The organism is Streptomyces fuscichromogenes, assembly GCF_014645815.1.
GTDB lineage: Bacteria > Actinomycetota > Actinomycetes > Streptomycetales > Streptomycetaceae > Streptomyces > Streptomyces fuscichromogenes.
Window position 1 is genome coordinate 63394 of record NZ_BMML01000011.1, and the last position, 12737, is coordinate 76130.

General features: G+C 70.1%; 12 protein-coding genes. 9 read left to right on the forward strand and 3 right to left on the reverse strand.

The window, feature by feature from the left end:
• The first annotated feature begins 171 nt into the window (after window positions 1-171).
• The 4 genes from IEZ11_RS24205 (at window position 172) to IEZ11_RS24220 (ending at window position 3013) form a co-directional block, all read left to right on the forward strand.
• Window positions 172-933 carry an alpha/beta hydrolase gene (locus IEZ11_RS24205; protein WP_189264962.1) on the forward strand — a complete coding sequence of 254 codons (762 nt, stop codon included), beginning with the start codon at window positions 172-174 and terminating at the stop codon, window positions 931-933.
• A 557-nt stretch (window positions 934-1490) separates the two neighbouring features.
• Window positions 1491-2138 carry an LUD domain-containing protein gene (locus IEZ11_RS24210; RefSeq protein WP_189264963.1) on the forward strand — a complete coding sequence of 216 codons (648 nt, stop codon included), beginning with the start codon at window positions 1491-1493 and terminating at the stop codon, window positions 2136-2138.
• A 49-nt stretch (window positions 2139-2187) separates the two neighbouring features.
• Window positions 2188-2541, forward strand: coding sequence for a DoxX family protein (locus tag IEZ11_RS24215; protein WP_189264964.1), 354 nt, complete (start codon window positions 2188-2190; stop codon window positions 2539-2541).
• A gap of 97 nt (window positions 2542-2638) precedes the next feature.
• Window positions 2639-3013 (forward strand): nuclear transport factor 2 family protein, encoded by a 375-nt coding sequence (locus IEZ11_RS24220; RefSeq protein ID WP_189264965.1) that lies wholly within the window; start codon window positions 2639-2641, stop codon window positions 3011-3013.
• A gap of 290 nt (window positions 3014-3303) precedes the next feature.
• On the opposite strand, the gene IEZ11_RS24225 is transcribed toward IEZ11_RS24220, so the two are convergent.
• The 3 genes from IEZ11_RS24225 to IEZ11_RS24235 all read right to left on the reverse strand — a co-directional run bounded on the left by IEZ11_RS24225 (window position 3304) and on the right by IEZ11_RS24235 (window position 6185).
• Window positions 3304-4071 carry a 3-hydroxyacyl-CoA dehydrogenase gene (locus tag IEZ11_RS24225; protein WP_189264966.1) on the reverse strand — a complete coding sequence of 256 codons (768 nt, stop codon included), beginning with the start codon at window positions 4069-4071 and terminating at the stop codon, window positions 3304-3306.
• Between the two features lie 40 nt (window positions 4072-4111).
• On the reverse strand, window positions 4112-5287 hold the full coding sequence (locus IEZ11_RS24230) for a thiolase family protein (RefSeq protein WP_189264967.1): 1176 nt from the start codon (window positions 5285-5287) through the stop codon (window positions 4112-4114).
• Window positions 5288-5387: 100 nt separating this feature from the next.
• Window positions 5388-6185 (reverse strand): crotonase/enoyl-CoA hydratase family protein, encoded by a 798-nt coding sequence (locus IEZ11_RS24235; RefSeq protein ID WP_189264968.1) that lies wholly within the window; start codon window positions 6183-6185, stop codon window positions 5388-5390.
• Between the two features lie 211 nt (window positions 6186-6396).
• On the opposite strand from IEZ11_RS24235, the gene IEZ11_RS24240 reads away from it, so the two are divergent.
• Genes IEZ11_RS24240 through IEZ11_RS24260 form a run of 5 tightly spaced genes read left to right on the forward strand, consistent with a single transcriptional unit; the run spans window position 6397 to window position 12685 of the window.
• The gene (locus tag IEZ11_RS24240; RefSeq protein WP_189264969.1) at window positions 6397-7626 is read left to right on the forward strand and encodes an acyl-CoA dehydrogenase family protein; all 1230 of its coding nucleotides are present in this window, start codon (window positions 6397-6399) and stop codon (window positions 7624-7626) included.
• Entirely contained in the window at window positions 7623-9257 is a 1635-nt protein-coding gene (locus tag IEZ11_RS24245; RefSeq protein ID WP_189264970.1) for a long-chain fatty acid--CoA ligase, read from the forward strand. Before IEZ11_RS24240 ends, IEZ11_RS24245 begins: the two co-directional genes overlap by 4 nt.
• Entirely contained in the window at window positions 9254-10459 is a 1206-nt protein-coding gene (locus IEZ11_RS24250; RefSeq protein ID WP_189264971.1) for a CaiB/BaiF CoA transferase family protein, read from the forward strand. Before IEZ11_RS24245 ends, IEZ11_RS24250 begins: the two co-directional genes overlap by 4 nt.
• On the forward strand, window positions 10456-11502 hold the full coding sequence (locus IEZ11_RS24255) for an LLM class F420-dependent oxidoreductase (RefSeq protein WP_229713315.1): 1047 nt from the start codon (window positions 10456-10458) through the stop codon (window positions 11500-11502). Before IEZ11_RS24250 ends, IEZ11_RS24255 begins: the two co-directional genes overlap by 4 nt.
• Before the next feature lie 13 nt (window positions 11503-11515).
• Complete coding sequence (locus IEZ11_RS24260) at window positions 11516-12685, forward strand: acyl-CoA dehydrogenase family protein (RefSeq protein WP_189264972.1); 1170 nt, start codon at window positions 11516-11518, stop codon at window positions 12683-12685.
• The last annotated feature ends 52 nt before the right edge of the window (window positions 12686-12737 follow it).

Here is a 12737-nt window from a genome sequence, read left to right on the forward strand (position 1 = left end):
GCCGCGGCCGCCCGGCCGCCCTTCGACCGGGAACTGGTACCCGTCGTGCAAGCGATCGGGAACCTTATGCCGCCCCTGTCCGACGAGACTCTCCTGATCGTCCGACGGTTTGCGATGGAGGGGGTGCCGGGCGAGGAACCGGTGGACCTGACGGCAGGCGGGAGGGTGAGGGTGGAGGAGCGCCAGGTCCCCGGACCGGAGGGCGGCCCGGACGTCACGCTGCTGATTCTCAGTCCGGCCGAGGACCGCGGTCCCAAAGCGGGCATCTTCCATGTTCACGGAGGCCCGTTCCTCCTCGACGGCAGTGCGGTCGTGGTGTCGGTCGAGTACCGCCTGGCCCCGGAGCACCCGGGCCCGGCGCCTGTCGAGGACTGCTACGCCGGGCTGGTGTGGACGGCGAAGAACGCGCCCGAGCTCGGCATCGACCGCGAGCATCTCCTCGTCTCCGGGTACCAGCGCCGGCGGCGGTCTTGCGGCGGGCCTCGCGCGCTGCTCGCCCGCGACCGGGCCTTCCCGAAGCTGAGCCACCAGGTACTGAGCTGCCCCATGCTCGACGACCGCTTCGAGACGTACAGCAGCCGCATGCTGGATCGGGAGGGACTCTGGGACCGCAACAGCAACCTGCACGCGGCTGGAACGCCCTGCTGGGCGAGCGTCGTGGCGGCCCCGACGTGTCACCGTACGCGGCGCCAGGCCGCGCCGAGGACCTTGGCGGACTTGCCCCGCACCTACATCGACACCAGTTCCGTCGAGGTCTTCCGCGACGACATCCTCGCCTACGCCCGCCGCCTGTCCGAAGTGGGCGTGAGCGTCGACCTACACATGTGGAGCAGTGGCTTCCATGGATTCGACGGCTTGGCGCCCCAGGCGGCGGTGTCGCGTGCCTCGATCGCAACGCGTGAGGAGTTCATCCGGCGGGCCATCGAGGGCTGAGTCGGGGGAGCTGGCCCAGAACGTGCCTCGGTGCGGTGACAACTGGCACTGCTCATGGCGACCCATTGGCCTTGTGGTGAAGAAACGGTCTGCCGTCGCTGCCGGGGCCGACGCTAAGGAGGTGCCCCGCTGGTCGCGCAACGTCGGCCGCGGGGCGACCCGAGGTCTGGTCTCGCGGGGCGCCCCGCTGCGTTCCGCCCGCCCTCGACCGGTCGGGCTCTGGGTCCGGCACTCGTCGCTCCGTGGGAGCGACTCCGGCCAATCGCCATCGACTCGAGGAAGATGCGCGCGAGCGGGGGTCGTGACGGATACGGGTCGACTGGTTACAGCAGGAGTAAGGGCTTGACCTTTCGCTAAATCACAGTAACTTAGGTGATTAAGCGATCGGTGATGCTCGGTGACCACCTCTGTAGTGACCACTGCGGAGCCGAATAGACCGACCGGCAACAAGGCCCGGACGGAAACATCGAGGTCAGACGCGTCTTGGTGGCTCCATGCGGGAGCCACCGTGCACCACCGGAACGTGGCCGTCCGAGCCGCACGACAAGGAATCCCCCATGACTGAGATCACCACCAGCCAGCAACTGCCCGTGGACGAGACCTTCAGCATTCCGGTCTCCGCCGCGAGCCTCGACCGGGCCGCAGAAGCCCTGAGCGCGAACGGCTTCACCGTACGGGTCGTGGACACGGCTGCCGACGCGCGTCGGCTCGTCAACGAGATCCTGCCGACCGACAGGGCCGTCTTCGTCTCCACCAGCGAGACACTGCGTAATTCGGGCATCGCTGAGGACATCGACGGTTCCGGGCGCTTCAACAGCGTGCGGGCCAATCAGGCGGACTGGGACCTGCGGGCACGGTACGACGAGGTGCGCCGTACTCGGTCGGCGCCCGACGTCGTGGTGGGCAGCGTCCACGCCGTCACGGAGGACGGACGCCTGGTCACAGCCTCCGCCAGCGGCAGCCAGCTCGCCCCCTACGCCTCCGGCGCCGCGAGCGCCGTGTGGGTGGTGGGAGCGCAGAAGATCGTGCCCGATCTGGAGACCGCTCTGCGCCGGATCGAGACCTACTCCTACCCCAAGGAGGACGCGCGCGCCCAGCAGGCGTACGGCCAGCGAAGCGTCGTCGCCAAGGTCCTGATCACGAGCCGGGAAGTCGTGCCCGGTCGCGCCACCGTTGTCCTGGTGCGCGAAGTCATCGGCTTCTGAAACCTCTCTCACACCTGATTCCGTCCCCTGTTTTCCCCGGAGTTCAACGATGTACATCACAGCCGTCGTATTCGCCGTCCTGCTGGCACTGGTCTATCTGGCCGCAGGATCCTCCAAGGCCCTCGGCCAGGACAAGGCTCTCGCACAGGCGGATCACCTCGGTGTTCCCCACGGCGCCTACCGGCTCATCGGAGCCCTCGAAGTCCTTGGTGCCGCAGGCGTCGTGGTCGGCCTGTGGGTGGCCTGGCTCGGAGTCGCGGCCGGAGCCGGCCTCGCTCTGCTCATGGTCGGAGCCGTGGGCACTCATCTCCGGGCCAAGGATCCCGGAAAGGCCGTCGTCCCGGCTCTTGTGCTCGGGCTGATCGCTGTCGTGTACGTCCTTCTCCGGCTGGCCACTGCCTGACGCGCCTGTGACGGAGCGTGTCGGGCAGTTGAGTGACCGTCGGTCGGCTGATCGTGACCGGCCGGCCGGCGGTCACGTTTTCTCTGGAAGGAATCACATGGACCATCTGGAATGGGTGCGCCGCCACTATGCCGAATCGGCTGTCGCGTTGGACGCCGACGCGTTCGTCGAGGGTCTCGGCGAAGACGTCCGCATGAGTCGTGGGGCCGTGGTCGTGGTGGGGCGGGAGGAGATCCGCAAGGCCTTCGTGCAGATGCAGGCCGCAGGTCTGCAAGCCATCAGGCACGACATCGTGGGCCTGTGGGAGCCCGAGCCCGGGGTGGTGATCGCGGAGGCGACCGTGGCGTACGAGTACACGACAGGAGCGACTCCCGCTGTCCCAGTGGTGAGCGTCTTCCGCTGGGACGGGGACGAGGTCGTTGATCTCCGTGTCTACATGGACAGCGCGCAGGCACCGCAGTCGTCCTCGTAGCCGGTGCGCACACAGCCCTGCTCGGACCAGGCCGTCGTATCGCCTGGTCCGAGCAGGGCTGTTCTCGTCAAGGCGCAAGGCCCGGAAGACCGGACACCTTGCGCCTATGCGCTCTTGCCGAGATTCACGCCGGTGCGCCTGTTGCGAACGGAAGGAACGCCGGGTGTACCCCACCGGATCCGTCGCGTGGCCTTGTCGAAGCCGAAGAACGCACTCCTGCCGGTTGGCTCTGCGCGCGAGACTCGGCGGACACGGTCAGGAAGCACTCCATCTCGCCGCGGAGCGCCGCGTCAGCGCGGTGCCATGCGAATCGCGCCGTCGAGGCGGATGACCTCGCCGTTGAGCATCGGGTTCTCCGCGATGTGCTGGACCAGCGCGGCGTACTCCTCGGGTCGGCCGAGGCGGCTGGGGTGCGGGACCTGGGCGCCGAGGGACGCCCTGGCCTCCTCGGGCAGTCCGGCGAGCATCGGGGTCTCGAACAGCCCGGGGGCGATGGTCATGACGCGGATGCGGTGACTCGCCAGGTCGCGGGCGACGGGCAGGGTGAGGCCGACCACGCCGCCCTTCGAGGCGGAGTACGCGGCCTGCCCGATCTGACCGTCGAACGCGGCCACGGAGGCCGTGTTGACGATGAGGCCGCGTTCTTCGCCGCCCTCGGCGGGTTCCAGAGCCGCCATGTGCTCGGCGGCCAGCCGGATCACGTTGAACGTACCGACCAGGTTGATCTGGACGGTACGGGCGAAGTCGGACAGCGGGAAGGGGCCCTTCTTGCTGAGGGTGCGGGCGGCGGTGCCGATGCCGGCGCAGTTGACGGCGATCCTCAGATCGCCGAGTTCGGCCGCCGCCGCCACCGCGGCCGTCACGTCGGCTTCGCTGGTGACGTCGGTGGGGGCGAAGACGGCCCGGTCGCCGAGCTCGGCGGCGGCCCCCTTGCCGTCTGAGGTGGGAAGGTCGGCCAGGACCACCGACGCTCCGGCGTCGTGCAGCCGCCGGGCGGTGGCGAGGCCGAGGCCGGAGGCCCCGCCGGTGATGAGGGCGACGCTGCCTGCGATGTTCATGGTGATGTTCTCCTTGTACTGCCGTGACTGTGCGGGTTCGTCACAGACGTTCGATGATGGTGGCGTTGGCCATGCCGCCGCCCTCGCACATGGTCTGCAGCCCGTAGCGGCCGCCCGTCGCCTCCAGGTGGTTGACGAGCGTGGCGAGGAGGCGTGTCCCGGAGGCGCCGAGCGGGTGCCCCAGCGCGATCGCGCCGCCGCGCGGGTTGAGGCGCTCGGGGTCGGCGTCGAACTCGCGTTGCCACAGCAGCGGCACCGGGGCGAACGCCTCGTTCACCTCGTAGGCGTCTATGGAGTCGAGGGACAGGCCGGAGCGGTCGAGGACCTTGCGGGTGGCCGGGATCACCCCGTCGAGCATGAGCAGGGGATCGGAACCGGCGACGGCGAAGGCGTGGTAGCGGGCGCGGGGGCGCAGGCCGAGCCGTTCTGCTGCCGCGGCGCTCATGATGAGGGTGGCGGAGGCGCCGTCGGTGAGAGGGGAGGAGTTGCCGGGTGTGATGCGCCAGTCGATCTCGGGAAAACGCTCGGCCGCCGGTACACCGGTGAAGGCGGGGCGGAGCCCGGCGAGGCCCGACGTGGTGGTCGTCGCCCGAATCGTCTCGTCCACCGTGTGGCCGTCGACGGGGACGATCTCCTTCTCGAAGCCTCCGGCCTCCGTGGTGGCCCAGGCGCGCTGGTGGGAGCGAGCCGAGAAGGCGTCCAGTTCCTCGCGCTCCAGCTTCCAGCGCACGGCGAGGAGTTCGGCGGAGACGCCCTGCGGGATCAGCCCCTCGGGATAACGGCGACGCAGCCCCTCCCCGCCAGTGTCGGCACTGCCGGCGCTGGAGCCCATCGGCACCCTGCTCATCGACTCCACACCGCAGGCGATCACGATGTCGTACGCCCCCGCGATCACGCCCTGTGCGGCGAAGTGCCCGGCTTGCTGGCTGGAGCCGCACTGCCGGTCGATGGTGGTAGCAGGCACTGTGTCCGGGAAGCCGGCCGCCAGCAGCGCCGTACGCGTGATGTTGAGGGCCTGCTGGCCGGACTGCGAGACGCACCCGCCGATCACGTCGTCGACCAGGGCGGGGTCGAGGCCGTTGCGCTCGACGAGGGCGGCGAGGACGGTGGCCAGGAGGTCGGCGGGGTGGTGGCCGGACAGCGCGCCACCGGGCTTGCCCCTGCCGGACGCGGTACGCACCACGTCGACGATGACGGCGTCGTTGGTGTTGGGCATGAGTGATCCTTTTGCGGCTCGGGCCGAATGCAATGGTCGGCGAGGGACGGAGGAGATGAGAGGGAGGCGAGAGCGGATGCGAGCAAACTGAGGCCGAAGGTCAGCGCCCGGTCCAGCGCGGTGCGCGCTTCTCGGCGAACGCGCGCGGACCTTCCTTGGCGTCGTCGCTGGTCAGGAGGGTCTGGAAGACGTGGTCGTTCTCGTCCCAGGCCCCGGTCTCGGCCTGCGTCTCGCCCAACGACATCAGCTGCTTGACGGCCTGTACGGCCAGCGGAGCGCCGAGCGCCACCCGCTCGGCGACCTCCAGGGCGACGTCGACCGACTTGCCCGCGGGCGCTACCCGGTTGAACAGGCCCCAGCGCGCGGCTGTGGCGGCGTCCACGGGGACACCGGTGAGGGCGATCTCCCGGGCGATGTTGCGCGGCACCCGGTGCTGGAGCCGGAGCACCCCTCCCGCGGCCGGGAACAGTCCGCGATGCACCTCGGGCATACCGAAGGTGGCGTTCTCATCGGCCACCACCAGGTCGCAGGCCAGGACGATCTCGGCACCGCCGCCCAGCGCCGGCCCGTTGACGGCGGCGACGATCGGTTTGTCGACCGTATGACGGACGATGCCCGCGAAACCCCGCTCGGGGTGCAACGGATCCGTCACGGCACGGCCCGCCGCCGCCTCCTTCAGGTCCATGCCCGCGCAGAAGGCCCGCCCGGCGCCGGTGAGGACGGCCGCCCGCAGCTCCGGATCGGCCGAGAAGCGCTCCAGCACAGAGCCGAGGGCGGCGGAGACCTCCGCGTTGACGGCGTTGAGGGAACGGGGACGGTTGAGTGTGATCAGGGCGACGCCACCGCGCCGCTCCAGCGTGACCACCGGCGTGGGTTCCTCCGTTGCGGCCGTGTGCATGGTGGCTGGCTCCTTCGGTCTGATCCATCGGTTTGATTTAACGATCGTTAGGAAAGCTAAGGCTGTCACTTCCGGAACGTCAAGGAGTCCTGGTGGAATTCGGGGCGGATTGGCTCGCGAATCACATCAGAGAGCTTGACCTGCGGCGCTGGTGATGCCTAGCGTTCGAACGAACGTTAAGTAATTGCCCTCCCGGAGCCGCGAGGACCGCATGGCGATCGATTTCACCCTTGAGCCCGAACTGGCCGAACTGGCCGACCGTACGGCTGAGTTCGTACGAACCACCGTGCTGCCCGCCGAAGCGGAGATGCTCCGAGGCCCCGGCAAGCCGGACGACTCGCTGCGTCACACGCTCCAGCGGGCAGCACGGGAAGCCGGGGTTTTCGCCCCGACCGTCCCGAAGCACCTTGGAGGTCTCGGTCTCGATCTGCGGGGACAGTCCGTCATCCTGGAAGAGGCCGGCCGCAGCCTGCTGGGCCCGCTCGCCCTGCACTGCGCGGCACCGGACGAGGGCAACATGCTGCTGCTGGAGAAGGTCGCCGACGCCGCCCAGCGGGACCGCTTCCTGAAGCCGCTCGCCACTGGGCAGGTGCGGTCCTGCTTCGCGATGACCGAGCCCGCGCCGGGTGCCGGCTCCGACCCCTCCCAGCTGGCCACCGTCGCCCGTCGGACGAGTGGCGGGTGGGTGCTGGACGGCCGCAAGTGGTTCATCACCGGTGCCGACGGAGCGGCCTTCGCCATCGTCATGGCGCGCACCGGCACCGCCGCCGAACCGGCCGCCACCATGTTCCTGGTTCCGGCCGACACTCCGGGTTTCCGTGTCGTCCGGCACATTCCGAGTCTTGACCAGGGTTTCACCGGCGGACACTGTGAGATCGAGCTGGACGGCTGCGAAGCCGGGGAGGACGCGGTTCTCGGCGAGGTCGACCGGGGTTTCGCCTACGCGCAGGTGCGGCTGGCCCCGGCCCGGCTGACCCACTGCATGCGCTGGCTCGGGCTGGCCCGACACGCCCACGACCTGGCCCTCGGCTACGCGGCCGAGCGTACGGCGTTCGGCAGCCGGCTCGGTGAACTCGGCATGGTGCAGCAGCAGCTGGCGGACAACGAGATCGACATCGCCGCGTCCCGCGCGCTGATCCGGGAGGCCGCCTGGGTCCTCGACCAGGGCCGCTCGGGCAAGCACGAGTCCTCCGTCGCGAAGACCTTCACCGCCGAGGCCGTCGGCCGGATCGTCGACCGTGCCATACAGGTGTGCGGAGCCCTCGGCATCTCCGGAGACCTACCCCTGTCGGCGTATCTGCGCGAGGTGCGGCCCTTCCGCATCTACGACGGCCCGTCCGAGACCCACCGCTGGTCGATCGCCCGCCGGGCACTCAGAGCCGCCGCCGCGAAGGAACCGAAGCCTGAAGGGGCCGAGGGCATGAAGGAGCCGCAGAGATGAAAAGCACGATGATGGACCGGGATCTCCAGATCGGCGATCTGCTGCGGCACGGGCAGCGGGTGCACGCGGGCAGCCGTGTGGTGCGCTGCGCGCAGGACGGCGGTGGGTCTTGGAGCTTCGCCGAGATCGCCGAGCACGCGGAGCGGCTCGCGGCCGCCCTGACCCGCCTGGGAGTCGAGCGCGGCGACCGCGTCGCGACCCTGAGCTGGAACACCCGCGAACACATGGCCGCCTATCTGGCGGTGCCGTCCATGGGCGCCGTCCTGCACACCCTCAACCTGCGCCTCCACCCGGATCAGCTCGGGTATGTCGTCCGGCACGCCGAAGACCGGGTACTGATCGTCGACTCCACTCTTCTGGGGCTTCTCGGCCAGTTGCGCGACCACCTCGCGACCGTCGGTCATGTGATCGTCATCGGCGCGGGCGTGCTCCCGGAGCTGCCCGGCCACATCCACGTCCACGGCTGGGAGGAACTGCTCGCCGCCGAGGAACCGGGCTTCCGCTGGCCGGAGGTCGACGAGCGTTCCGCCGCCGCTCTCTGCTACACCACCGGCACCACCGGCGACCCGAAGGGCGTGGCGTACAGCCACCGCTCCATCTGGCTCCACACCCTGGGCGTCTCATGCGGCAACGGTGCTGCCATGACCGACCGCGACCGGGTGCTGCCGATCGTGCCGATGTTCCACGCGAACGCCTGGGGCTGGCCCTATGCGGCCTGGCTGGCCGGCGCCGACCTCATCATGAACGGGCGTCACCTGCACATCGCGGGCCTCGCCAGCGTCATCAACGAGGAACGGCCCACGGCGGTCGCCGCCGTCCCCACCCTTTGGAACGGACTGCTGCACGAGGGGCCGGAGCACGCTCTCGACCTGTCCTCCGTCCGGCTGGCCGGCTGCGGCGGCTCCAGCCCCTCGCGCGCCCTCGTCGCCGGCCTCAAGGAGCGCTACGGCATCCGGCTCATCCAGGGCTGGGGAATGACCGAGACGAGTCCGCTGGCCACATGGTCGGCGCCGCCGCGCGACATCCCGGAGGACGAGGACGTCGACTGGCTCCTGAAGAGCGGCCGGTTGATGCCTCTGGTCGACGTGCGCGTCATGGGCATGGACGGCACCGAGCAGCCCTGGGACGGAGAGTCGGCCGGCGAACTCCAGCTGCGCGGACCATGGGTGACCGGCGCGTATCTGCACACCGAGAACACGGCCGACAAGTTCGACGACGGCTGGCTGCGCACCGGTGACCTGGGCACGGTGGGACCCGGCGGCTGGATCGTCGTACGCGACCGGCTCAAGGACGGCATCAAGAGCGGTGGCGAGTGGATCTCCACGGTGGAGCTGGAGAACGCCATCGCCGAGCACCCCGCTGTCGTCGAGGCCACCGTGGTAGGCGTACCCGATCCTAAGTGGGACGAGCGTCCCCTGGCCTGTGTCGCGCTCGCCGAAGGTGCCACCGTCTCCTCGGCCGAGCTGCGGGAGTTTCTCGAAGGTCGGGTCGCGAAGTGGTGGATTCCCGAGCGGTGGACGTTCCTGGACGCCATCCCGAAGACCAGCGTCGGCAAGTACGACAAGCGCGCTGTGCGGCGGCTGTACCGGGAGGGCGAGATGACCATCGAGATCGGCGGCAAGGCGACGTGAACCAGGACCGAACCACAGCCCCGAACGCCACTGGACACGGTCCCCTGTCCGGTCTGCGGGTCCTGGAGATAGCCAGCATGGCCCCGGGGCCCTTCGCCTGCACCGTGCTGGCCGACCTGGGCGCGGAGGTACTGCGCGTCGATCGTGCCTCGGACGTCGATCCGGACACCCTCGCGTCCGTCGATCCGCTGGCCCGGGGCCGGCGCTCGCTGGCTGTCGACCTGAAGCAGCCCGAGGGCGCCGCGCTCGTCAGGCGCCTGGCCGCTCGGGCCGACGTCCTGGTCGAGGGGTTCCGGCCCGGGGTCGCCGAGCGCCTGGGCATCGGCCCGGAGGACTGCCGGGCCGTCAACCCCCGGCTGGTGTACGGACGGATGACGGGCTGGGGGCAGAGCGGCCCGCTCGCTCCGCGCGCCGGGCACGACATCACCTACCTGGCCGTCTCCGGCGCTCTCGGCCTGATCGGTCCGCCGGACCGGCCGCCGGTTCCGCCGGTGAACCTGGTCGGGGACTTCGGCGGGGGCGGGTTGCTGCTGGCGTTCGGGATCTTGGCCGCGCTGTACGAACGCGAGCGCTCGGGCCTGGGCCAGGTCGTCGACGCCGCCATGGTCGACGGAGCAGCGCTCCTCACCACCGCCCTGCACGGACTGCGCACGGCCGGGCAGTGGGAAGGGGAACGGGGCGAGAACCTGCTCGACGGGGGAGCGCCCTTCTACACCACCTACGAGACGGCCGACGGCCGGTACGTGGCCGTCGGCCCGTTGGAGGAGAGGTTCTACGCCCAGCTCCTCGCCGGCCTCGGCCTGGCCGGCGACCCCGAGCTGCCCGGCCAGTACGACCGCGAACGCTGGCCCGAGCTGCGGCAGCGACTGGCCGCCGCGTTCAAGGAACGCACCCGCGACGAGTGGACCGCGATCTTCGAACCGACCGACGCCTGCGTGGCCCCGGTGCTCAGTCCCTGGGAAGCGCACCTGCACCCGCACAACGCGGCACGCACCGTCTTCGCCGAGACCGGCGGGACACGTCAGCCGGCGCCGGCGCCCCGCTTCGACCGTACTCCGGGCCGGATCCAGGGACCCTCGCCGGTCGTGGGCCAGGACTCCCGCGGCGCCCTCGCCGACTGGGGATTCGACGCTTCCGAAGCCGCCCGTCTGCTGGGCGCCGCGGTGGTAGTCCAGCACCCGCACACGGGAGAGAACCGGTGAGACTGGGCCTGAGCATGGGGCACTGGGGAAGCGCCGGAGGCGCCGAACCCCTGGCGCTCGGGCTGGAGGCGGAACACCTCGGCTACGACATCGTCTGGGCCGCCGAGGCCTATGGATCGGACGCGGTCAGCGTGCTGTCCTGGCTGGCCGGCCGGACCTCCCGCATCGGACTGGGCTCGGCGGTCATGCAGATTCCGGCCCGCACCCCGGCGATGACCGGTATGACGGCGGCGACACTGGACGCCCTGTCGGACGGCCGCTTCCACCTCGGCCTCGGCGTCTCCGGCCCTCAGGTGTCGGCCGGCTGGCACGGGGTCGAGTTCGGCAGGCCACTGGCCCGCACCCGTGAGTACATCGAGGTGGTGCGCAGTGTCGTACGACGCGACCTCGTCCGTCACGACGGCGAGCACTACCCGCTGCCCCTGCCGGGGCCGGGCGGCCGGCCCGGCAAACCACTCCGTCTGATCATCCATCCGGTGCGGGAGGCGATCCCCGTCTACCTGGCGGCCGTCGGTCCGCAGAACATCCGTCTCGCCGGTGAGATCGCGGACGGCTGGCTCGCCTTGTTCCACGCACCCTCCCACGCGGACACGAATCTCGCGCAACTGCGCGAGGGGCGAGGAGAACGAGGTCTGGCGGGCTTCGACATCGTGGCGAGCGTCCCGGTCTCGGTGGGGGACGACCTCGACGCCTGCGCCGACCGGGTCCGTGCCTACGCGGCGCTCTACGTCGGTGGCATGGGAAGCCGAGAGAAGAACTTCTACAACGCTCAGGCACGGGCCCTCGGCTACGAGAAGGAAGCACGGACGGTGCAGGACCTCTATCTCGCGGGCGAGACCGAAGCCGCCACTGCCGAAGTGCCGTTCGGGCTGATCGACGAGACGAGCCTGCTCGGGCCCGTGGACCGGATCGCCGACCGGCTCCGCGCGTTCGCCGCGAGCGGAGTCACCACCCTGTCCGTCATCCCCCACGGCGACAGCTACGAGGAGAAGGCAGCCTCGCTCGCCACCGTCGCCGACGCGCTGCACCGCGCGAACATCTGAGGAGAGAACAACCGTGGAACGAACGCTCTACGAACAGGACCACGAGGACTTCCGGGAGATCGTCCGGGAGTTCGTCGCACGCGAGGTCGTCCCGCACCAGGAACGCTGGGACGCCGACCACCTCATCGACCGGAGCGTGTGGACCGCCGCCGGCAAGCAGGGCCTGCTGGGACTCGCCGCTCCCGAGGAGTACGGCGGCGCGGGACAGGACGACTTCCGCTACCGCGCGGTGATGATGGAGGAGATCGCGAAGGCCGGCGCGGCCTCCCTGGGCTCGGGGTTCAGCGTCCAGGACGACATCGTGCTGCCCTACCTTCTGGACCTGGGCACCGAGGAACAGAAGCGGCGCTGGGTGCCCGGGGCCTGCTCGGGGGAGACCATCACGGCCATCGCCATGACCGAGCCCGGAGCGGGCAGCGACCTCCAGGGCATCCGCACCGCCGCAGTCCGTGACGGCGACGTGTGGGTGCTCGACGGGGCCAAGACCTTCATCACCAGCGGAATCCACGCGGATCTGGTCATCGTACTGGCGCGCACGGACCCCGCCGCGGGGGCCCGTGGGATGAGCCTCTTCGTCGTGGAACGGGATATGCCCGGCTTCACACGGGGCCGCAAGCTCGACAAGATCGGCCTGCACGCCCAGGACACCGCCGAGTTGTTCTTCGACTCGGTGCGCGTTCCGGCGGTCAACCTCCTGGGCGTCGAAGGACGGGGGTTCATGCACCTCATGGAGCGGCTGCCGCGCGAACGGATGGCCATCGCCGTGACTGCCCAGTGCGTCACCGAGACCGTGCTGGCCCAGACTCTGGACTACTGTGCCGAGCGCACCGCCTTCGGGCGCCCGGTCGCCGACTTCCAGCACAGCCGCTTCCTGCTGGCCGAGCTGACCACCGAGGCCGACGTCACCCGCGTCTATCTCGACCGTGCCGTCGAAGCCCTCAACGACGGGACCCTCACCGCCGTGGACGCGGCCAAGGCGAAGTGGTGGGCCACCGAACTGCAGACGAAGACGGTGGACCGCTGCCTTCAACTCCACGGTGGCTACGGCTATATGAGGGAGTACCCCATCGCCCGCGCCTTCCTCGACTCGCGTATCCAGACCGTCTACGGCGGGACGACCGAGATCATGAAGGAGATCATCGGCCGCGACCTGGCCGCTGCCAGGAAGGAGACCGCCCGATGACACGGAACCGCGCTTCCCGGCGCCGCACCGGACCGGCCGGAGCAGGACCGGT

What these genes read in the sequence shown, in the direction of transcription:
- IEZ11_RS24210 (WP_189264963.1), top strand. Translation starts at nt 1,491, where the DNA reads ATGACTGAGATCACCACCAGCCAGCAACTGCCCGTGGACGAGACCTTC.
- IEZ11_RS24215 (WP_189264964.1), top strand. Translation starts at nt 2,188, where the DNA reads ATGTACATCACAGCCGTCGTATTCGCCGTCCTGCTGGCACTGGTCTAT.
- IEZ11_RS24220 (WP_189264965.1), top strand. Translation starts at nt 2,639, where the DNA reads ATGGACCATCTGGAATGGGTGCGCCGCCACTATGCCGAATCGGCTGTC.
- IEZ11_RS24225 (WP_189264966.1), bottom strand. Translation starts at nt 4,071, where the DNA reads ATGAACATCGCAGGCAGCGTCGCCCTCATCACCGGCGGGGCCTCCGGC.
- IEZ11_RS24230 (WP_189264967.1), bottom strand. Translation starts at nt 5,287, where the DNA reads ATGCCCAACACCAACGACGCCGTCATCGTCGACGTGGTGCGTACCGCG.
- IEZ11_RS24235 (WP_189264968.1), bottom strand. Translation starts at nt 6,185, where the DNA reads ATGCACACGGCCGCAACGGAGGAACCCACGCCGGTGGTCACGCTGGAG.
- IEZ11_RS24240 (WP_189264969.1), top strand. Translation starts at nt 6,397, where the DNA reads ATGGCGATCGATTTCACCCTTGAGCCCGAACTGGCCGAACTGGCCGAC.
- IEZ11_RS24245 (WP_189264970.1), top strand. Translation starts at nt 7,623, where the DNA reads ATGAAAAGCACGATGATGGACCGGGATCTCCAGATCGGCGATCTGCTG.